This is a genomic window from Flavobacterium xinjiangense, from assembly GCF_900142885.1.
Taxonomy (GTDB): domain Bacteria; phylum Bacteroidota; class Bacteroidia; order Flavobacteriales; family Flavobacteriaceae; genus Flavobacterium; species Flavobacterium xinjiangense.
In genome coordinates this window covers 55,119-76,633 of sequence record NZ_FRCL01000015.1, presented here as the reverse complement: position 1 = coordinate 76,633, position 21,515 = coordinate 55,119, and the positions used below count along the sequence as shown (strand labels likewise).

Annotated in this window: 18 protein-coding genes; 9 read left to right on the top strand and 9 right to left on the bottom strand. The window is 33.4% G+C overall.

Annotated features, from left to right (window positions below):
- Positions 1 to 656 precede the first annotated feature (656 nt).
- Entirely contained in the window at positions 657 to 1,331 is a 675-nt protein-coding gene (locus BUC23_RS15145) for a DUF4294 domain-containing protein (RefSeq protein ID WP_073210903.1), read from the bottom strand.
- Positions 1,332 to 1,415: 84 nt separating this feature from the next.
- Between BUC23_RS15145 and BUC23_RS15140 the strand changes: the two genes are divergently transcribed.
- On the top strand, positions 1,416 to 2,504 hold the full coding sequence (locus BUC23_RS15140; protein WP_073210901.1) for a M42 family metallopeptidase: 1,089 nt from the start codon (positions 1,416 to 1,418) through the stop codon (positions 2,502 to 2,504).
- A gap of 88 nt (positions 2,505 to 2,592) precedes the next feature.
- On the opposite strand, the gene BUC23_RS15135 is transcribed toward BUC23_RS15140, so the two are convergent.
- The 4 genes from BUC23_RS15135 to BUC23_RS15120 all read right to left on the bottom strand — a co-directional run bounded on the left by BUC23_RS15135 (position 2,593) and on the right by BUC23_RS15120 (position 8,855).
- A complete protein-coding gene (locus BUC23_RS15135; RefSeq protein ID WP_073210899.1) occupies positions 2,593 to 4,026 on the bottom strand; it encodes a TolC family protein in 1,434 nt (477 codons plus the stop codon).
- Positions 4,019 to 7,186, bottom strand: a complete 3,168-nt coding sequence (locus tag BUC23_RS15130) for an efflux RND transporter permease subunit (protein ID WP_073210897.1) — start codon at positions 7,184 to 7,186, stop codon at positions 4,019 to 4,021. Before BUC23_RS15130 ends, BUC23_RS15135 begins: the two co-directional genes overlap by 8 nt.
- 22 nt (positions 7,187 to 7,208) lie before the next feature.
- Positions 7,209 to 8,291, bottom strand: a complete 1,083-nt coding sequence (locus tag BUC23_RS15125; RefSeq protein WP_073210895.1) for an efflux RND transporter periplasmic adaptor subunit — start codon at positions 8,289 to 8,291, stop codon at positions 7,209 to 7,211.
- A 171-nt stretch (positions 8,292 to 8,462) separates the two neighbouring features.
- Positions 8,463 to 8,855, bottom strand: a complete 393-nt coding sequence (locus BUC23_RS15120) for a hypothetical protein (protein ID WP_073210893.1) — start codon at positions 8,853 to 8,855, stop codon at positions 8,463 to 8,465.
- Positions 8,856 to 9,230: 375 nt separating this feature from the next.
- Between BUC23_RS15120 and BUC23_RS15115 the strand changes: the two genes are divergently transcribed.
- Complete coding sequence (locus BUC23_RS15115) at positions 9,231 to 9,692, top strand: DUF1801 domain-containing protein (RefSeq protein ID WP_073210892.1); 462 nt, start codon at positions 9,231 to 9,233, stop codon at positions 9,690 to 9,692.
- Positions 9,693 to 10,256, top strand: a complete 564-nt coding sequence (locus tag BUC23_RS15110) for an SRPBCC family protein (protein WP_341868414.1) — start codon at positions 9,693 to 9,695, stop codon at positions 10,254 to 10,256.
- A 75-nt stretch (positions 10,257 to 10,331) separates the two neighbouring features.
- Here BUC23_RS15110 and BUC23_RS15105 read toward each other — a convergent pair whose 3' ends face one another.
- From BUC23_RS15105 to BUC23_RS15095, 3 genes are all read right to left on the bottom strand, one after another.
- Entirely contained in the window at positions 10,332 to 11,285 is a 954-nt protein-coding gene (locus BUC23_RS15105; protein ID WP_073210888.1) for a phosphoribosylaminoimidazolesuccinocarboxamide synthase, read from the bottom strand.
- 89 nt (positions 11,286 to 11,374) lie between these two features.
- Positions 11,375 to 13,723, bottom strand: a complete 2,349-nt coding sequence (locus BUC23_RS15100) for a S9 family peptidase (RefSeq protein WP_073210886.1) — start codon at positions 13,721 to 13,723, stop codon at positions 11,375 to 11,377.
- A 59-nt stretch (positions 13,724 to 13,782) separates the two neighbouring features.
- Positions 13,783 to 14,598, bottom strand: coding sequence for a Cof-type HAD-IIB family hydrolase (locus tag BUC23_RS15095; RefSeq protein ID WP_073210884.1), 816 nt, complete (start codon positions 14,596 to 14,598; stop codon positions 13,783 to 13,785).
- A 231-nt stretch (positions 14,599 to 14,829) separates the two neighbouring features.
- On the opposite strand from BUC23_RS15095, the gene hmpA reads away from it, so the two are divergent.
- Positions 14,830 to 16,032, top strand: a complete 1,203-nt coding sequence (hmpA, locus tag BUC23_RS15090) for an NO-inducible flavohemoprotein (protein ID WP_073210882.1) — start codon at positions 14,830 to 14,832, stop codon at positions 16,030 to 16,032.
- A 9-nt stretch (positions 16,033 to 16,041) separates the two neighbouring features.
- Positions 16,042 to 16,470 carry an RrF2 family transcriptional regulator gene (locus tag BUC23_RS15085; protein ID WP_073210880.1) on the top strand — a complete coding sequence of 143 codons (429 nt, stop codon included), beginning with the start codon at positions 16,042 to 16,044 and terminating at the stop codon, positions 16,468 to 16,470.
- A 231-nt stretch (positions 16,471 to 16,701) separates the two neighbouring features.
- On the opposite strand, the gene BUC23_RS15080 is transcribed toward BUC23_RS15085, so the two are convergent.
- Positions 16,702 to 17,652: a PhoH family protein gene (locus tag BUC23_RS15080; protein WP_073210878.1), complete on the bottom strand. Its 951-nt coding sequence runs from the start codon at positions 17,650 to 17,652 to the stop codon at positions 16,702 to 16,704.
- A 182-nt stretch (positions 17,653 to 17,834) separates the two neighbouring features.
- Between BUC23_RS15080 and BUC23_RS15075 the strand changes: the two genes are divergently transcribed.
- The 4 genes from BUC23_RS15075 to gldG all read left to right on the top strand — a co-directional run bounded on the left by BUC23_RS15075 (position 17,835) and on the right by gldG (position 21,496).
- Positions 17,835 to 18,662: an SAM hydrolase/SAM-dependent halogenase family protein gene (locus BUC23_RS15075; protein WP_073210876.1), complete on the top strand. Its 828-nt coding sequence runs from the start codon at positions 17,835 to 17,837 to the stop codon at positions 18,660 to 18,662.
- A 66-nt stretch (positions 18,663 to 18,728) separates the two neighbouring features.
- Positions 18,729 to 19,025: a putative quinol monooxygenase gene (locus BUC23_RS15070; RefSeq protein WP_073210874.1), complete on the top strand. Its 297-nt coding sequence runs from the start codon at positions 18,729 to 18,731 to the stop codon at positions 19,023 to 19,025.
- 60 nt (positions 19,026 to 19,085) lie between these two features.
- Entirely contained in the window at positions 19,086 to 19,811 is a 726-nt protein-coding gene (gene gldF / locus BUC23_RS15065) for a gliding motility-associated ABC transporter permease subunit GldF (RefSeq protein ID WP_073210872.1), read from the top strand.
- Positions 19,811 to 21,496: a gliding motility-associated ABC transporter substrate-binding protein GldG gene (gldG, locus tag BUC23_RS15060; protein ID WP_073210870.1), complete on the top strand. Its 1,686-nt coding sequence runs from the start codon at positions 19,811 to 19,813 to the stop codon at positions 21,494 to 21,496. The genes gldF and gldG overlap by 1 nt, the downstream gene beginning before the upstream one ends.
- The last annotated feature ends 19 nt before the right edge of the window (positions 21,497 to 21,515 follow it).

The following is a 21,515-nucleotide window of genomic DNA, read 5'->3' as shown; positions in this document are numbered from 1 at the left end:
TAGAAAATTTTTGTTTTCTTTTTCTTCTCGTTTTCTTATCAGTTTGTCAAGGAACTTTGCTTGTTTTGCGGGGTGCAAATGTAACATCCGTTTTCCAATCTCACAAGCTTTTTGAAATCTTTTTTTTGAAAATAAATTCTCGTTTTCGATTCGTAATACTTGTCAGTTTGTTAAAGAACGTATGCGTTGTTGCGGGTGCAAAAGTACCACCTTTATTCGCTTTCGCAAGTTTTTTAAACGCTTTTTTTTGACGTTTTCTTAACCTTGGCTTTAAAACCCTGGAAACGTGAATTTTGAAAGTCTATTATTTTCCTCTCCCCGACCCTCTCCGAAGGAGAGGGAGCCGAAATGGATAAAAAACAGGGATGTCATTATATATACGTAGTGAAAATTTAGTTATTAAAGCAGATGCTTCGTTCCTATATATAAGGTAAGAAATGGAAACTACCGAATGAGATTTCTTCTTCGGTGAAATGATAAACTCGATTGGTACGCTGCGCGCGTTAGGGATAGCAGCGGAAAGCCCGCAGAAAAGTGAAGTGAAACGCAACTTGACGAGGACTTGTAGCGAATAGCCTGACCGTTTATGAAAAAGAGGCTATTACCTTTATAGATAATAGCCTCTTTTTTATAAAGGGTAACGCCCAAATAAAAACCTAATTTGTTTTTTGAACTTTAGACAGCCAAGAATCAGTCAGACTATCATAATCCACAGGAGCTGCAGGTTTTTGATTTTGCAATCTTCCAGATTCGAAAGCTCTTACTAGTACGGTTTCTATTAAATAATCTTCATTGACTTCATAAGGTGAGTATTTTGTTTTTAAATTGATATCAAACATGCTCGCTGCTGTGTTAGACCAAAAAGCTTTCCAACCACTTTTAAGGTTTTTGACCAGATCGTAGGTTGTTGTTCCGGTTTGACGATGAATTAACTTTACCAATATCTGTCCTTGCTTGCGGGATAGTTTTTTGAGTTTGGATTCAAATTCATTGCTAAGGTAATCTTCGACTATCTTGAAATATTTCTTTTTCTCCCTATTGGTGCTGAGTGATGCCATTCCTTTATTCAGAACAGTCAATCGCTCCGAAGCCAGTTTTGCATATGGATAGGTTTTATAAACTCGGTTTTGAAGAATAAGGAATTGCTTTTTTGCTTCAGGGTCAAGTTTTTCTTTAAAGACTACAAGCTCCGGTAATTGTATGGTGTCATTAAGAATTGAATCGTTTTCAGTTAATACATAACCCATCTTAGTGGTATCCTTTGGGGTTACTTGAGCATTAGCTCCCAGAGCTGTAAAAAGTAAAAAAAAGAAAAGCGTAACGATCTTCATATGTTGAAAAATTTAATTGCCAAAATTATACATTATATATGCAACTGTGATGCCAAATTTATAATTTAGCAAAAAATTAATTTTATGAGTACTAAATCAATATTAAATAAGTCATCCCTTGAATTTTTAGAAAACTACCTTAATAATGCATCACCTACAGGATACGAAAGTGATGGGCAGAAAATATGGATGGATTATTTGAAACCGTATGTGGATACTTTTATAACGGATACATACGGTACTGCCGTAGGAATTATAAATCCTGATGCTCCTTATAAGGTAGTCATTGAAGGTCATGCGGATGAAATTTCTTGGTATGTGAACTATATCACTGACGATGGATTAATCTATGTTATTAGAAATGGTGGTTCAGATCACCAAATTGCCCCTTCAAAACGTGTAAATATTCACACTAAAAAAGGAATTGTAAAAGGTGTTTTTGGCTGGCCAGCTATTCACACTAGAAATAGAAGCAAAGAGGAAGTGGCTAAAGTCGATAATTTGTTTATTGACATTGGTTGCGAAACTAAAGAGCAAGTCGATAAAATGGGAGTTCATGTGGGTTGTGTGATTACGTATCCTGATGAATTCATGATTTTGAACGATAACAAATTTGTTTGTCGTGCCATTGACAATCGAATGGGCGGATTTATGATTGCCGAAGTGGCTCGTATGTTGCATGAAAACAAAATAAAACTTCCGTTTGGATTATATATCACTAATTCTGTTCAGGAAGAAGTAGGTCTTCGTGGTGCCGAAATGATTACGAAAACCATAAAACCCAACGTAGCAATTGTTACTGATGTTTGTCATGACTCCACTACTCCAATGATCGATAAGAAAATTGAAGGAGAAACAAAAATTGGTAAAGGTCCTGTTGTAACGTATGCGCCGGCTGTTCAAAATAATTTGAGAGAATTGATTTTAGAAACTGCTATGGCTAAAGAAATTCCGTTCCAGCGATTGGCTTCCTCTAGGGTTACAGGCACGGATACCGATGCTTTTGCTTACAGTAATGGCGGTGTTGCCTCTGCATTAATATCATTGCCTTTACGTTATATGCATACAACCGTTGAAATGGTACACCGTGATGACGTAGAAAATGTCATTAAATTAATTTATGAAACCTTATTGAAATTAGAAAACGAAGAAACATTTTCTTATTTCCAATAAATTTTAGGAGCGGATTAATTTATCTGCTGATATGGAGTAAAAAAAATAAGCCGGGCAATTATGCCCGGCTTATTGATTATAAGGTTGTTTATCTCCAACCACCTCCTAAATCTCTGTACACATGTACAAAAGCATTCATCTGATCTTTTTTGGTTTCAATTAATTCCATCTTAGAATCTAATGCATCGCGTTGTGTCATAAGAACTTCAAAATAATCGATTCTAGCTGACTTAAACAAATCATTAGAAGCATCAATAGACTTATTAAGAGCATCAACTTGCTGTGATTTCATATCATAACTCTTTTCTATATTATTAATCTTTGATAGTTGATTTGAAACTTCCAGATATGCATTAAGAATAGTACGTTCGTAATTATACATTGCCTGCAGTTGGCGAGCATTAGCATTGTAAAACTCTGCTTTAATTCCATTTCTATTAATAAGCGGCGCGGCTAAATCTCCAGCCAAAGAATACAGTAAAGATTCAGGGAATTTTACCAAATAAGAGGTTTTAAACGCCTGTAATCCAAATGCTGCAGAAATATCTAGTGAGGGGTAAAATTCAGCACGAGCTACTTTTACGTCAAGTTTTGCTGCTGCTAATTCTAGTTCAGCTTGTTTGACATCTGGACGATTTTCTAATAATTGTGACGGAATTCCAGATTGGATAGCTGTTGTAGAAAAATTCAAAAAGACACTTTTATCTCTTATAATTTTCTGTGGATATCGCCCGAGTAAAAAGTTAATCCTATTTTCCGTTTCTACAATTTTTTGATTGAGATCAAACTCTATACTTTTTGATGACAAAACCTCTGCCTGAAATTTTTGAACCGCTAGTTCAGTTGATCTTGCAGCTTCTTTTTGAACTTTTACAATATTCAAAGCATTATTTTGCAATTCAATGGTTTGTTTTATAATATCTAGTTGATTATCTAAAGCCAACAATTCATAATAAGAATCAGCTACTTCGGCAATAAGATTAGTAATCACAAAATTTTTGCCTTCAATTGTAGACAAATATCTGCTTACAGCTGCTTTCTTAGAATTATGGAGTTTTTTCCAAATATCTACTTCCCAATTTGCATAAGCTCTCAAATTAAAATCAGTAAGAGGATCAGGAAATTCTTTTCCTGGAGCAATTTCAGTAGAAGCATCCCCAGCTCCTTGGCTGGTATATCTACCTACTTTTTCAACTCCTGTCCCAGCTCTTAAACCAACGGAAGGTAATAATGCTCCTTTTCTCATTCGGATGTCATTCTTAGCAATTTCAATTTCTTGCAAAGTAACATTCAATTCCTGATTGTTTTTCAATGCAATATCGATCAAATCAACTAGGTTTTTATCATTGAAATAGTTGTGCCAAGTAACCATTGACACATTCGACGTATCTTTATTAGTACCATAACTTTCAGGAACCGTACTGTTTGCAGTTGGTATTATGACCGATGGCGCTTTACAGCTAATTATGCTAAGACAAGTGCTCAACACAATAACAAAGCTTTGTAACTTATTTTTATACATTGTGATCGATTTCTTCGGTTAACGGATTATTATTTTGTTTTTTGACTAATTTAATTTTTGCAGCAATACTACCAAATATGTAATACAAGCCTGGAATAATCAATACACCACAAACAGTACCTAAAAGCATTCCACCAAGAGCAGCAGAACCAATTGTTCTATTACCTATTTTCCCTGGACCTGATGCAAAGACTAACGGAATTAATCCTGCAATAAAGGCAAATGAAGTCATTAATATGGGGCGAAATCTAACTTTCGCACCTTCCATAGCTGCTTCTAATATTGTTGCACCTGCTTCATGCTTTTGGACGGCAAATTCAACAATTAAAACTGCATTTTTTCCAAGCAACCCAATAAGCATTACAAAAGCAACTTGAGCATAAATATTATTTTCTAGTCCACAAATAGAAAGAAGTAAAAACGACCCAAAAATACCTGCAGGAAGTGATAATATAACTGCAAAAGGCAAAATAAAACTTTCATATTGAGCTGCTAATACAAGGTAAACAAACAATAAACAAATCAGGAAAATAAATATAGCTTCGTTACCTCTCCCTACTTCATCTTTAGATATTCCTGCCCAGTCAATACCAAATCCTCTAGGTAACTTTTTTTCGGCCACTTCCTGAATAGCCCTAATAGATTCACCACTACTATACCCTGCAGCAGATTGTCCGCTTATTTCGGAAGCATTGTACATGTTGTGACGTGTGATTTCTGATAAACCATAAACTTTATCCATGTGCATAAATGCCGAAAACGGAACCATTTCATCCCGATTATTTTTCACATACAACTTCAAGATATCTTCCGGTAGCGCTCTATATTCTGGAGAGGTTTGCACAATAACTTTATACTGCCGATCGTATTTAATAAAACTGATTTCATAATTACTACCAACCAATGTAGAAAGTGTATTCATGGCATTGTCTATAGTAACACCTTTTTGTTGCGCCATATCGTTATCAATTCGCATCATATACTGCGGAAAACTTGCACTATAAAAACTAAATACCGATGATAATTCCGGTCGTTTATTCAATTCCTTTACAAAATCGTTGTTTACTTTTTCCATTTTCTTATAATCTCCAGAACCCGCTTTGTCAAGCAAACGCAATTCGAATCCGCCAGCTGCACCATAACCCGGCACTGCTGGAGGCTGAAAAAACTCAAGAGTTGCACCCGTAATGTTTTTAGATTTTTCTTCAAGGTCCTTCATTATCTCATCAACTGAATGCTTGCGATCTTCCCAACTTTTTAGGTTAATTAAACAAGTTCCTGAATTGGCTCCTGTTCCCTCGGTTAGAATTTCGAATCCAGCCAATGCCGATACCGATTTAACCCCATCAATTTTTTCTGCAATTTTTTGAAGTTTTAAAGCGACTTCATTGGTTCTTTCTAAAGAAGATCCTGGTGGTGTTTGTATAATAGCGTAAAACATTCCTTGGTCTTCATTTGGAATAAATCCTGATGGAAGACTATTGTTTAAGAAAAATATTCCTAAACAAAAAGTGATTAAGACTCCAAATGTTAATGTTCTTCGATTTACAATTTTATTAAGTATCCCTGTATATTTTCCAGTTAGTTGATTGAATTTATAATTAAATCCATCCAAAAAAGTATTTAACGGAGTTTTCTTTCTTGCAACGCCATGATTATTTTTTAACATCATAGCACACAGTGCCGGCGTAAGTGTCAATGCCACAACACCAGACAAAATAATACCTGTTGCCATTGTGATAGAAAACTGTCGGTAAAATATACCTACTGGACCAGACATAAATGCAACAGGAATAAATACTGCCGCCATCAAAAACGTAATGGCTATAATAGCACCACTAATTTCGTGCATTGCCTTTTTAGTAGCCTTGAGCGGTCCTATATGTTCTTCTTCCATTTTAGCATGTACCGCCTCGATGACCACAATGGCATCATCAACTACGACACCAATAGCTAAAACAAGTGCAAATAATGTAACCAGATTTATCGAAATTCCAAAAATCTGCATGAATGCAAATGTTCCAATAAGTGAAACCGGTACCGCAATTGCAGGAATAATAGTAGAACGCCAATCTCCAAGAAATAAGAATACCACTAATCCTACCAGAATAAAAGCTTCTACCAAGGTGTGAATTACTTTTTCGATGGAGGCATCTAAAAATTTAGAAGCATCATAGCTAATTTCATAATCTACACCTTTAGGGAATGAATTACTCTTGATCTCCGCTAATTTTGCTTTGACATCTTTAATTACCTGAGATGCATTACTTCCATAAGATTGTTTTATTGTTATTGCTGCCGAAGGTTTACCGTTTAAGTTCGAATAAATATCGTACATCGAACTTCCAAATTCTACATTGGCAACATCTTTCAGGCGCAGAATTTCACCATTTGGATTGGATTTTAAAATAATGTTTCCATATTGTTCTTTAGTGGTAAATCGTCCTGAATATTTCAAAACATATTCAAATGCTTGAGAACGTTTCCCAGAACTTTCACCAGTTTTTCCTGGTGAAGCTTCTAAACTTTGTTGCGATAAGGCTTCCATTACTTCGTCGGCAGAAATCTTATATGCTAACATTCTGTCAGGCTTCAACCATATTCTCATTGCATAATCACGGTTACCCACAATATCAGCATCACCTACTCCATCAACTCTCTTGAGTTCTGAAAGAATATTAATATCCGTAAAATTATATAAGAATTTTTGATCCATTGTTGGATCTTTACTGTACAAGTTAATATACATTAAATTATTAGATTCTTCTCGCGTAATTTTTACACCTTCTCTAACTACAAGAGGCGGTAGTTTATTAACAACCGATGCAACTCTGTTCTGGATATTTATTGAAGCTTGGTTAGGATCAGTTCCTAAATTAAAGATTACTTGAATTGATGCTTCTCCATCATTTCCAGCATCCGATGCAATATATTTCATTCCTGGAACACCATTGATAGCTCTCTCTAAAGGAATTACAACTGATTTAATAAGCAACTCATTATTTGCACCAGGATATTCAGCTGTAACATTTACTTTTGGAGGTGAAATAGACGGCAATTGAGTAACTGGCAAATGGGTCATAGCCAAAATCCCAAGTAATACAATCATCAGTGATATCACTATCGACAGTACTGGTCTTTCTATAAATTTATTAAACATTTTTTTTTCTTTAGGATTACAACTATTCTGCTCTTAATTTCAAATGATCCATTACTTCCTGAGGTTTCTGATAGTTATATTGAATTTTATCATCCTCTTTTACTTTCTGAACACCCTCAAGCAGAATCTTGTCATTCACTGTAATCCCGTTTTTAACCACATAAAGATCTGGCATTTCTCCCGTAATAGTAATTTCTCTTGATTTTACTACATTTTTCTTATCAACTACAAAAACATATTTTTTGTCCTGAATTTCATAGGTTGCTTTTTGAGGAATTAACAAAGCATTATGTTGCGGAACTACCATTTGAATCTCTCCAGTCTCTCCATTTTTAAGCAATTTATCTGAGTTTGCAAACCTTGCTCTGAATGAAATATTACCTGTCTCACTATTGAATTCACTTTCAATAACTTCAACATTTCCTTGATATTTAAAAAGTTGATCATTTGCTAAAAGCAAGCCTACTTTAGTTTCTCCACGGTCTTTTACATCCGTTTGATAGTTCAAATATTCTGGTTCAGAAACATTGAAATAAGCAAACATCTGACTATTATCTGACAAGCTTGTTAGTAATGCACCTTCATCAACTAAACTTCCTAATTTTAATGGGATACGGTCAATAGTTCCTGAAAATGGAGCTCTAATTTCAGTAAATGATAAATGTAATTTTGCCAAAGAAACTTCAGCTCTTGCTTGTTCTAATTTTGCCATAGCCAAAGCTTGCTCATTCCTTGAAACTATCTTTTTATCAGCTAAAATTTTAGTGTTTTGCAGTTCAATTTCAGCACCTTTGGCTTCTGCCTGCGCTTTTAGCAATTCAGCCTGAAATGCAGTTGGCATAATTTGAAACAATAGCTGACCAGCTTTTACAAACTGACCTTCATCAACATAAATTTTTTGCAAGTATCCTTTTTCTTGCGCTCGAATCTCAATATTTCTTACTGACTTAATTTGAGTAACATATTGCTTTGTGAAACAAGTATCTATTTTTATCGGATTAGTGACGATATACTTGGTTGCTTCTTCTTTTTCTATTTTCTTAGTATTACAATTAGTAAGAAACAACGCGGCGATCACGCCCGTAATTATGGCAATTTTTTTCATGATGTAATTTGGTAATTATTCAATTTAATTTTTGGAATTCTACAATTCCATTTGGAATTGAAACAGGATTAGCTAGCTCAAACAGCAAAAATGCCATTCAAGAAAAAAGAAAGTGCAGCTTAATAAGATAAAAGCAATACTTAGCAATTCGCAACTAAAATCAATTGATTATCAAATTCGTAATACTCTATTTGTGATATAGATTGGTGTAGATTGGCCTTTAACAGGCTCACAATTATAAAAAACATTGTAATGCTGAATTTCAAGAGCACTAAAATAGGAAGAATACCATTTGGCAAGCAAAGAGCCTTTTACTTGAAATAATTTATTTGTTTTAGAATCCTCCTGTTTATCACTATGAGAGAATTCTTCATCTAAATCAAAATCGCTATACTCAATCAATGAGTATGAATGATCTAGAATGGTAATTTGATCTTGTTCTATTGATGAACAATTCAAATTTGAAATTGAAACAAAGGCACTTTTATGCAAATTAGCTTGCATTTTATTTCCTCCTGTTAGCAGTAAGGTAAAAAAATATAATATAAATACTATTTGTTTCATTTGCGAACAAAAGTAAAAAAATATAGTAATCAAAAAACAGTCAGAATGTTAAATAAAAACCAATGTATTTATTATAAATTAATTAGGATTATAATGATTAAAAATTAAATATTATTTAAAAAATAGGCACTATTATCTCGATTTAATATTTAATATAAGTAATGATTTTGATTTGTTTACCTGTTTACATTGACATCTTACAGAATTAACTTTTTCACAAGATCAATTTTCCATTGCAGACTGCCCTGACTGATTTGATTATGAGCTTAGCGACATAATTGTTGGTTGAGTTACAAATGAGAATTAAACTAAAGCGATTTCATTCAATTTAGAAAGTAAAGTTTTTTTAGTAACTTTACTTAAACAATTCTTAAAATGCAATCAAACGCCACAACAGTGTCAGCTTATTTAGAAGAAATACCCGAAGAAAGAAAATATGCCTTTTTAAAACTTCGAGATACAATCCTTACAAACATTCCAAAAGGTTTTTCAGAACAATTGAGTTATGGTTCACTGGGTTATGTCGTACCGCATTCTATTTATCAACAGGGTTATCATTGCAATCCTAAACTTCCTTTGCCCTTCATCTCAATCGCCTCTCAAAAGCACTTCATCGCTTTATATCATATGGGAATATATGCCGATCCAGAACTACTACATTGGTTTGTTGCAGAATACCCAAAGTACAGCTCCCAGAAATTAGACATGGGAAAAAGTTGTATCCGTTTTAAAAAATTTGATCAAATTCCTTTTGATTTGATTGCACAACTCTCTCGAAAAATCACAGTTAAGCAATGGATTAATCGTTACGAAACACTAATCAATAAATCGAAATAAATAGTAAACTTAAAATTAGAAATCACGAACATTATCAAAAAAATTCTTTTTGGACTTTTAACACTGGTTGTTTTAGCATTACTCATTGCATTATTTCTCCCAAAGGAGTTTGCTGTTGAACGGGAAATTGCAATAAACCAACCCAAAGACACTGTTTTCAATTATGTGAAGTATTTAAAAAACCAAGATACTTTTCGTGTTTGGTCAACTAAAGATCCTGCTATGAAAAAAACTTTTACCGGAACGGATGGTACAGTCGGGGCAATTGCGGGTTGGGATAGTAAGGATGAGAATGTAGGTGTTGGAGAACAGGAAATTACAAAAATAAAAGAAGGTGAACGTATCGATTTTGAGTTGCGCTTCAAAGTTCCCATTGAATCAACCGATTTTGCTTATATGTCAACTGAAGCTATTTCGCCAAACCAAACAAAAGTGAAGTGGGGATTTAATGGAAAAATGCCATATCCAATGAACTTAATGTTACCCTTTATGAATATGGAACAAATGCTTGGAAAAGATTTACAAGATGGGTTAAATAACCTGAAAGTTGTTTTAGAAAAATAATTTTCTTTCACCAAAAAAAAACCGCAATTCAAAATTATGAATTGCGGTTTGTTATTTGCGTTTTACCAAATTATTCTATCTGTTGGCTAGATATTCCAAAACATTTTTCTCGATTCTTTTATCAATATTTGAAATATCAGCTTTTACGAATTTTTCTCCAAGAATATTTTCGTATAATTCGATGTATCGCTCAGAAACTGTTTCAATATATTCATCAGTCATATCTGGAATTTGTTGTCCTTCCAGTCCTTGAAAACCGTTTTCAATTAACCAACGACGAACAAACTCTTTTGATAATTGCTTTTGTTCCTCTCCTCTATCTTGTCGTTCTTGATACCCTTCGGCATAAAAATAACGAGATGAATCCGGCGTGTGGATTTCATCAATTAGAACAATAAGCCCTTCTTTAGTTTTACCAAATTCATATTTAGTGTCCACTAAAATCAATCCACGGCTTGCAGCAATTTCAGTTCCTCTTTCAAATAAATCTCTTGTAAATTTTTCTAAAACGATATAATCTTCTTCAGCAACAATTCCTTTTGAAAGAATAGCTGAACGCGAAATATCAGCATCATGTTCTCCATTATCCGCTTTGGTGGTTGGTGTGATAATTGGTTCTGGGAACTTATCGTTTTCTTTCAAACATTCTGCCATTTTAACGCCACAAATTTCTCTTTTGCCAAGAGTATATTCACGAGCAGCATGACCTGAAAGGTATCCACGAATCACCATTTCTACCTTGAAAGGTTCACATAAATGACCAACAGCAACATTAGGATCAGGCGTTGCAATTAACCAATTAGGAACAATATCCTGCGTCAATTCCATGAATCTAGTAGCAATTTGATTTAGGATTTGACCTTTATAAGGAATTCCTTTTGGTAAAACCACATCAAAAGCGGAAAGTCTATCCGTGGCAACCATTACTAAAAGTTCATCATTTATATTGTAAACTTCTCTTACTTTACCTCTGTAAACAGATTTTTGATTTGGAAAATTAAAATCAGTTGTCGTAATTGTATTGCTCATTATAGTTGTTGTGTGTGTTGTTTTTAATAAATGCAAATTTAAAATTATTTCATACAGTTTCACTAAAAAAAGTATAGTTTTTACTTACCCTATTTTTCAAGGAGCGTATTGTTGAATAAATTAAGAATACGACCGTATTCATCAACCCAAGAATAAGTTTCTTTGAAACCATGCGATTCAACCGGGAAACTTGCTAAAGTCCAGTTTTTCTTTCCTAATTCTATAAAACGTTGTGATAGTCTTACAATATCCTTGTACTCTACATTGTCATCAACCATTCCGTGAAGCATCAATAGATTTCCTTCTAAATTATTGGCAAAATAAATCGGAGAACTTTTTTTGTAGGCATCTGGATCCGTTTCCGGGAAATTAAGAATATTTCCTGTGTAGCCGTGATTGTAATGTGCCCAATCCGTCACAGAGCGTAATGCCGCTCCCGAAGCAAATTCTTTTGGAGTAGTCAGCATTGCCATAAGTGTGATGAAACCGCCGTATGAACCGCCATAAATTCCAACTTTACCGGCATCAATTCCATAGTTTTGAATCAAATAATTCTTGCCGTCAATCTGGTCCGTTAAATCTTTTCCTCCCATAAATCTATAAATCCCTGTTCTAAAGTCACGCCCATATCCATCACTCCCTCTATAATCAATATCTAAAACGGTGTATCCTAAATCGACCAATAAGTTATGGAACATATATTCTCTATGATAATTACTCCAATAATTATGTGCATTTTGCAAATAACCCGCACCGTGCACAAACAGGATTGCCGCTTTATTAGCTTTGTCCGTTTCTGGTTTGTATAATCTAGCGTTAATTAAAGTTCCGTCTTGTGCTTTAAAAGTAATTACTTCTGGTGTGCGCCAAGAATATGCTTTGAATGCTTCGGTTGTTGAATTTGTAATTTGGCTAAGATTTGTATTTATTTTGGTATTGGCAATGTACAGTTCCCAAGGTTTATTTTTATAAGAATAACGAACTAATAAAGTAATCTCATCTGGAGACAAACTTACTTCGTGTGCACCGTCCTTAGTGAGAAGTGGCTGTAAAACACGATCTGAAACAGCAAGTTTATAGAAATTTCTGTTTCCGGGATGCGTTGTATTTGTCGTTAAATAAAATGATTTTTTGTCTTTTGATAACGTCACATTACGAACTTCCCAATTGCCTTTAGTGAGTTGCGTTTTCTTTTTTGACTTTAAATTATAAGTATACAAATGAGAATACCCTGTTTCTTCTGATTGAAAATAAATGGTTTGGTTGTCACCAAGAAATCCAAGTGTTCCAGTATCAAAGGAATCAGAAGGAATACCAGGTCCTCCAATCCATGCTTCATCATGCTGATGTTCTATTTCCTCAAAAGTCCCTTTTGCTAAATTTAGACTCACCAGCCATCTGTCCTTATTATCTTGACTTCTTATTTCTGCAATCGCATATGAACCATCTTGATTGTAAGCAGGTTCCTGAACCACAATTAGTTTATCCGCTTTTTCTTTGTTACCTGATTTTTCATAAAAACCCAAATATTTTGGCACATCTTGAATATGACTCAAAGATGAAAAATTTACTGTATATGTAGAATCCTTTGCAACATTGTAAATTCCAAATTTAGTATTTACCAAATTATTTACAGATACTTTTTCCTTAGTATCAGGCGTTTTATTGTAACCATCAGCAGTAATAAAAACTTCCATTTTTTCACTTTTGGTCTCCGCTTGCTCGGTCAATCTAAAAGTCGCAAAATTTCCATTTGGGCTCATTTTTAGACTTTCCATAGCATTTTTCCCATAATAATACCCTTTTGGAATATCCGATTTTACTGCATTCGTTTTAGCGAGATTCCATTTTTTCTTGGCCTCTTGATCTCGCAAAAACTGAAACAATTCATTTTGCTGTTTTTTCAAAAAAGAATCGGTATCTGTATCAGCATCAACCGCTTTTCCTTTCTTAAAATTAGTGATTTGAATTATTGTTCCTTCTTTGGTATCGTACTTGAATATATTTTCATTCTGTTCAAAAAATACAATTCCATCTTCAAAACCCAATTGCAGGTTTGAAATTGAACTGCTCTGTTGGTACAGTTTTTTAGAAATCTTGCTTTTAGCTGAATAAGAAAATAACCTTCCTTTATCAATATAATAAAATAAGTCGGAATTCGGATGATGTTTAAAATCAAACTTAGAAAATTCGGAATCATTCAAAGAAGCCAATTCTGGTTTTGACCCACCAATTTTCCAAAAATAAGTAGACAGTCCCAATTCATTATTTGGATTCCATTCGAAATAAACTTTTTTTCCATCCAATGACCAGCGCCCGTTTACTGGCTGAACGCCAATAAAAGTCTCACCTTTCATTATATCTTCTAACTTTAAATTTTGACTTTGACTTGCAATTGAAAAGAAAACACAAATAAGAACTGCTATTTTTTTATTCATTTTATTAAAGGTTATTTTTATATGAGATTTAGGTTTGATTGGGGAAATTATTTCGAGATTTAAAAATTTAAAACAGTTTGTGAAAGGTATTTTGCAACACCATCGTTATCATTAGTAGTAATTATTTCTAAATGTGGAAGTTTATTTTTCAAACTATCAGGAGCATTACCCATTAATAATCCTTTAAAAGTGGAGTTCAACATTTTTTCATCGTTGTACCCATCACCAAATGCAATTGCATGGTCAAACAGTAGATTTTCTTTCTCAAGAATTTTGGCAATAGCAACACTTTTATCAACCGATTTATCCATGAATTCCAAACAAAGCGGTAAGCTAAAAGCATGACTAAAAACATCAGGATGGTTATCCAGAATTCTATCTCTTAATGTTATTAATTTAGCATGGCTGTCGTGTGTAAAAAACATTTTTATTGCGCTGATATCTTCAAGCGTTTTAAAATCAACCATTTCTGGAATATAATTTAATTCGGTTTGAAAACTGTTTAGTTTTTCATTGTGTTTATTCGTTTGCCAAACATTTTCTTTAAAAAGTACCGTTGTAAATTCCGGTTCAATGTCTAATGCCAAAACCGATTTTATTGCCTCACTATCCATATCATACGAAAAAAGCAATTCTCTATCAGGAGCATGAATTCGCGCTCCATTTGAAGTAACTAAATATACGGGACAACCTAAACCGTCCACAATTGGCATAGCATCAAGATGATGACGGCCTGTGGCTACAATAATTAAATAGTTTTGATTGTGAAGTTCTTGAAAAACACTTTTGGTGTAATTGGAAATTTTATGATCTGAATTTAATAAGGTTCCGTCTAAATCGCTAATAACTACTTTAATTTTTTCTTTTGAAATCATTTCTTTTTCTCCTCATTTATAATTATTCCAAATTTATTCTATTTTAAAGAGATACACAAAATTTAAACCTGTTTTAGAAAATGCAGACTCTTTAATTACCTTGTTTTATTCTTCAACTGCCTCTCCTTTTTCTAATATGATGATATGATAAAGTTATATTAATTGTTATATTTTAAATACAACAATTAAATTTTGTGTCTATATTTGTAAAAAATAAATAATAGAAATATCATGAATGCAAGTCAAAAAGAATTAGTAAAAGCTACAGTGCCCATATTGAAAACAAATGGTAACGATTTGATTTCTTACTTTTATCAAAGAATGTTAAAAAGCAATCCAGATTTAAAAAATATTTTCAATATGGCTAATCAAGCCAGCGGGAAACAACAAAATGCATTAACAGGGGCAGTACTTGCTTATGCCGAAAATATAGATGATCCCTCGGTATTGATAAATGTTTTAAAATCAATTGGAAACAAACATGTAAGTTTAAATATTGCACCGGAACAATACGATATAGTTGGAAATCATTTAATTGGTTCAATCAAAGAAGTTTTGGGCGATTTAGCTACTGTTGAATTAGTCGAAGCTTGGACTTGTGCCTATCAAGAACTTGCCAAAATTATGATTGGTATTGAAGCTGAAATGTATCAGAAAGTGAGTGCCAAAAAAGGAGGATGGAAAGGATGGAGAAACTTTACAATCTCTAAAATTGTAGAAGAAAGCGATGAAATTAAATCATTTTATCTTAAACCGGAGGATAACAAAGATATAGCCGATTTCTATCCCGGACAATATATTTCTGTGAGTACGTTTATCCCTGAACTGGGTCATAAACAGCCCAGACAATACAGTTTATCTTCCGCTTTTAACAATGAGTTTTATAGAATTTCGGTAAAAAAAGAAAAAGGAATAAACAGCACTCCTAACGGGATTGTTTCCAATGCACTACATACTAAAAAAGAAGGTGACAGTATTGAAGTCAGTGCTCCCGCCGGTGTTTTTTATGCTGATCCTGATTCTAAAAACCCACTGGTTCTTGTAAGCGGTGGTGTTGGAATTACTCCAATGATGAGTATGATTGAGACCAATAAAAACGCTCTTCAAAAAAATCAGACCGTATGGATTCATAGTTGTCGGAATGAAAATGTACATGCGTTTAAAGATACTATTGAAGAATTAAATAACGAAAATACATGGTTAACTTCATTTGTCTTTTATGAAACTTTACCGGAAAACGAAACAAATGCTATTGAAGGAAGAGTGAATCTACTCGAAATCAAAGAAGAAATTCTTATTAAGGATGCAAAATATTATATTTGTGGGCCTGCTCTTTTTATAAAAGTTCAATATCAGTCTTTGGTTGAACTTGGTGTAGACAAAGAAAATATACTTTATGAAGAATTTGGCCCCCAATTATTGAGCCTAAACTAATATATTTTTATGAAATTGAACCACTTTACTGATTTTAGTATGCGCGTTTTGATGTATTTAGATCAAAAAAAAGAAACTTCGCTAAGTTCGTTAGATGAGTTAGCTGCCGCTTTCAAAATCTCGAGAAACCATCTCATTAAAGTGGTTCAGTTTTTATCAGCAAATCAGTTAATTATTACCAAAAGAGGTAAAAATGGCGGAATCATAATTTCTGATAAAGCCAGAGAAATATCATTAGGGGATTTGATTCACCTATTGGAACAAGATGATAGTCCTGTTATAAATTGCAATTCAAAACCTTGCATTTTTCAATCTCAAAATTGCAAATTAAAATCATTATTCAATACGGCTTATATGGCTTTTATTGACAGTCTGAACAAATCCAAACTTTCCGATCTGGAATTTAGTAATTGGAATGCAATGTTTCAAACCACATAAAATTTAAAAAGCATTTATTATCGATTAGGAAGGTTTTCAGTAACTCAATAAGTAAATAATAAACACGAATTTCACTAAATTCCACCAATTAATTCGTGTAAATTAGTGAAATTCGTGTTTAAATATTTTGTTTAATATTTGTGTCCAAACATAAATTAATTATAGGCCTCTTTTTACAACAGAAAAATTAATTCATAAAAAAAACGCTCTTTATAAGGAGCGTTTTTTGTTTTAATCGTGATTTTCTATTTGTTTATAGGCATCAATTACTTTGCTGACTAATCTATGTCGTACAATATCTTTGTCATCCAAATAAATAATTCCAATACCTTCCACATCTTTTAGGACTAATATTGCTTCTTTAAGTCCAGAAATGGTTCTTCTTGGTAAATCGACTTGTCCAGGGTCACCCGTTATCATAAACTTGGCACTTTTCCCCATACGGGTCAGAAACATTTTCATTTGGGAATGGGTAGTATTTTGCGCTTCATCCAAGATTACAAAAGCATGATCCAAAGTTCGTCCACGCATAAATGCCAAAGGCGCAATCTGGATAATTCCTTTCAATATATAATCTTCCAGTTTTTCGTTTGGAAGCATATCACGTAAGGCATCATATAAAGGTTGCATGTAAGGATCTAACTTTTCTTTCATGTCACCCGGAAGAAAACCAAGGTTCTCCCCTGCTTCCACTGCCGGTCGTGTGAGTATAATACGCTTGACTTGTTTTTCTTTCAATGCTTTCACAGCCATGGCAACACCTGTATAGGTTTTTCCAGTTCCTGCAGGTCCAACAGCGAAAAGCATGTCGTTTTTATTCATGGTATCTACCAGTAATTGTTGGTTTGGAGTCATCGCCTTAATGATTTTTCCACCCACACCATGTACTAAAATTTTGTCATGATCACCCATTCGTTCCACCTGTTGACCATCGCTTAAGATAACACGTTCAATAACATTATTATCAATAGTATTGTAACGTGTAAAATGCAGCATCAACCGTTGAAATCGTTTTTCGAACTCGTCCAAAACTTCCTTTTCACCGAAAGCTTTTAAGGTTGTTCCCCGAGCGACGATCTTTAGTTTTGGGTAATATTTTTTAATTGTTTCAAGATGAGTGTCTTGAGCGCCCCAAAAGTCTTTTGGAGCGATGTCTATGAGCTCGATTATCCTTTCGTTCAAATTAAATAGTTTTAAATTAAAATTAATCAATTAGTAAATGGTATGCTTGTTCGTTTAATTTGTAGTATTATTTAGAATTTGTTTTTGTTTTTTGCTTTTTTGAATTTACTATTATTAGCTTTGCGTTTCTCAAATTTAATGAAAATTAGGTTCACATAACACCAATAGTTATAAACAAATTTATGTCAATAATTACCCTTACTACCGATTACGGCTTGAAAGACCACTTTGTAGGTGCGTTGAAAGGGAAAATTTTATCTGAGTATTCCGAGGCCGCAATCATAGACATTTCGCATGATATCGACCCATTCAACACGGTTGAAGCAAGTTACATTATTGGAGCCTCCTATGCGACCTTTCCAAAAGGCTCTGTTCACCTAATTGGGGTCGATATGGAATTCAATAAAGAAAATCAACATATTGTCATGCAATGGAACGATCATTATTTTATTGCGGCCGATAATGGCATTTTAAGTATGCTTTCGCAAAAGATTGTGCCTCAAAAAATAGTGACTATAAATATCCATGATCGATTGCCTAGTGATGCAACTGATCTAGATGTTTTTGTAAAAGTAGCCTGCCATATTGCCAAAGGTGGTTTATTAAACGTCATTGGTAAAGAAATAAAAAACATAAAACAAGTAACTGATTTACAAGCTGCTATATCCGATGACGGAAATTCATTAAAAGGACACGTTATTTACATAGATCATTTTGGAAATGTCATCACTAATATTTCTAAAAAATATTTCATTGAAGTTGCTAAAGGCAGGCCTTATGAAATTGTATTGAAAACTAAAAATATCAAAACTATTTTGCCAAATTATTCGGCGATTGCCAGTTCCGATAAATATCCTATTAAGTCCTATGAAGGAGAAAAGTTAGCCATTTTTAATGAAGCTGGTTTTCTGGAAATTGCCATTTTTAGAAGTAATCCTTCCAAAGTAGGTTCAGCCAATAGCTTGTTAGGATTGAATTACAGAGATGTTGTAAATATAGTATTCAGTTAGCAGTGGTCAGTAATCAGTTTAAAAAATCTAAAATCATCAATCGTTAATCCTAAATCTAAAATTTAAATGTTTGTACGAATAGTAAAATTGAGCTTTCATCAGGAAAATATTCCTGCCTTTTTAGAAAACTTCGAGTTGATGAAAGAAAAAATACGAAACGCTCCAGGAAATCGTTTCTTAGAACTGTATCAGGATAAAGACAATAAATGTATTTTTTTCACTTACAGTTATTGGGAAACCGAAGCGGATTTAGAAAACTATAGAAAATCAGAGCTTTTTTATGATGTTTGGTCTTTTACGAAGAAATTATTCAACGACAAACCAGAAGCGTGGAGCGTTGATAAAATAGTTACTTTACAATAGTCAGTCTCAGTTATCAGTTTCAAATAAACAAATAACCAAATCAACGAATAAACATAAAGAATGAAATCCATATTATTACGAGAGATAAAATCTTTTTTTGGTTCACCCATCGGTTACTTGGTAATCGCTATTTTTTTAATTAGCAACGGACTATTTCTTTGGGTTTTTGAAGGAGAATACAATATCTTGAATACTGGTTTTGCCGATTTAACTCCGTTTTTCACCTTGGCACCCTGGATATTAATCTTCTTGATTCCGGCAGTTACCATGCGTAGTTTTTCGGATGAAAAGAAACAGGGAACTTTAGAATTATTGTTAACCAAACCATTAAGTATTTGGGAAATTGTCAATGGAAAATTTCTTGCAGCTCTGGTATTAATTGTAATGGCAATCATTCCAACTTTTATTTATGTTATCGTAATTTCTCCCTTAGGAATGCCCGAAGGTAATATCGATATGGGAAGCACGATTGGTTGCTATTTTGGATTATTGTTCTTGATTGCAGGATATTCAGCCATTGGAATCTTTACTTCTACGCTGTCCGAAAATCAAATTGTGGCATTTATAATTGCCGTTTTCCTGTGTTTCTTTTTCTATTTTGGGTTCGAAGGTTTATCAGCTATTGTTCCCATTCTTTCCAGCTTTATTTCTTCCTTAGGAATGCAAGATCATTTTAAGAGCATGAGCCGCGGCGTTCTGGACACGAGGGACATTATTTATTTTGTAAGTGTTACAGTTTTCTTCCTATCCTTGACTGTTTATAATCTAAAATCTTTTAAATCGTAATGATACCTATTAAAAAAAGCAACCTAAAAAAATTATTGATTACACTCGCCATTTTGCTGATTATAAATGGTCTTGGAAATCAATTTTTTCATCGTTTTGATTTAACCAAAGACAATAGATACACCCTTTCTGCAACTTCTTTGAACATAATTAAACAAGTTCAAAATCCTTTGTCTATAAAAGTTTATATGCAAGGTGATTTGCCTGCTGAATTCAAACGATTACAGCAAGAAACCCGTCAATTATTAGAAGAATTTCAAGCGTATAATAAAAATATAGTTTTCGAATTTGTAGATCCTTTGGAGAACAAAGACGAAAGTATGGATAATATTAAAGAACTGTATCGCAAAGGATTGACTCCAATAAATATTACCGTTGATGACAAAGGAAAACAGTCGCAGGCAATGGTTTTTCCTTGGGCAATTGCTGTATATAACAATAAAGAAGTAAATATTCCTTTGTTGAAAAACAGAATGGGTGCTTCGACTACCCAAAAAGTGATTGGATCCGTTCAACATCTTGAATATTCTATTGCTGATGCATTAAATAAAATCACCAAAGACAAACAAAAAAAGATAGCTGTAATCAAAGGGAATGGAGAGCTTCAGGATATATTAATGGCTAAATTTCTAATGCAAGTAAGGGAAAGTTATCACATTGGACCTTTTACTTTAGATTCGGTTGCCAAAAATCCTATTGGAAGTTTAGACGCTTTAGAAAAATATGATCTAGCCATAATTGCTAAACCAACAGAAACTTTTTCGGATGCAGAAAAACAGGTTTTAGACCAATTTATTATCAACGGCGGTAAAACTTTGTGGCTTGTAGATCAAGTTGTGGCAGAAATGGATAGTTTGTACAATACTTCAGGAGCTACTTTGGCTTATCCAAGAGATTTAAATTTGAATGATTTATTCTTTAAATATGGAATCCGAATTAATCCTGATTTAATAAAAGACGAACGAGGAAGTCCCATAAAATTAGCGTCAGGAGATCAAGGAAGCGCAACTCAATTCCAAGAATTCAACTGGAAATTTGCACCTCAGGTTTATCCGAATAGTCCACACCCGATTGTGAAAAATTTAGGCGGAATCAAATTCGATTTTGCTAATCCAATCGATACGTTGAAAAACGGAATTAAGAAAACTATCTTGTTGCAGTCGTCCCAATATTCAAAAAAAATTGGCACACCAACAGAAATCAATTTGAATAGCGTAACCGAAGAAACAAGTCCAAATGATTATTTGAACAAAGGAAATATTCCGCTTTCGGTTTTATTGGAAGGTTCATTTTCGTCTATGTTTGAAAACAGGGTTTTACCATTCGATCAAAATAATTTTGAAACAAAAGGAAAAGAGAATAAAATGATTGTAATATCAGATGGTGATTTGATAAAAAACCAATTGGATAAAAACTTTCAACCAGTAGAATTAGGCTACGATCAACGTTCTGGAAATTTGTACGATAATAAAGATTTTCTAATAAATTGCGTCAATTATCTGCTAGATGATAACGGACTTATTAACATTCGAAGCAAAGATCTTGACTTACCTTTATTGGATAAAGAGAAAGTTTATGAAAACTATACTATTACGCAATTCATAACTATCGGGCTACCAATTCTTATTTTAGCACTTTTTGGAATCTTATTTACATTCTTAAGAAAAAGAAAATACAGCAAGTAGATGTTAATAAAAAATTTTC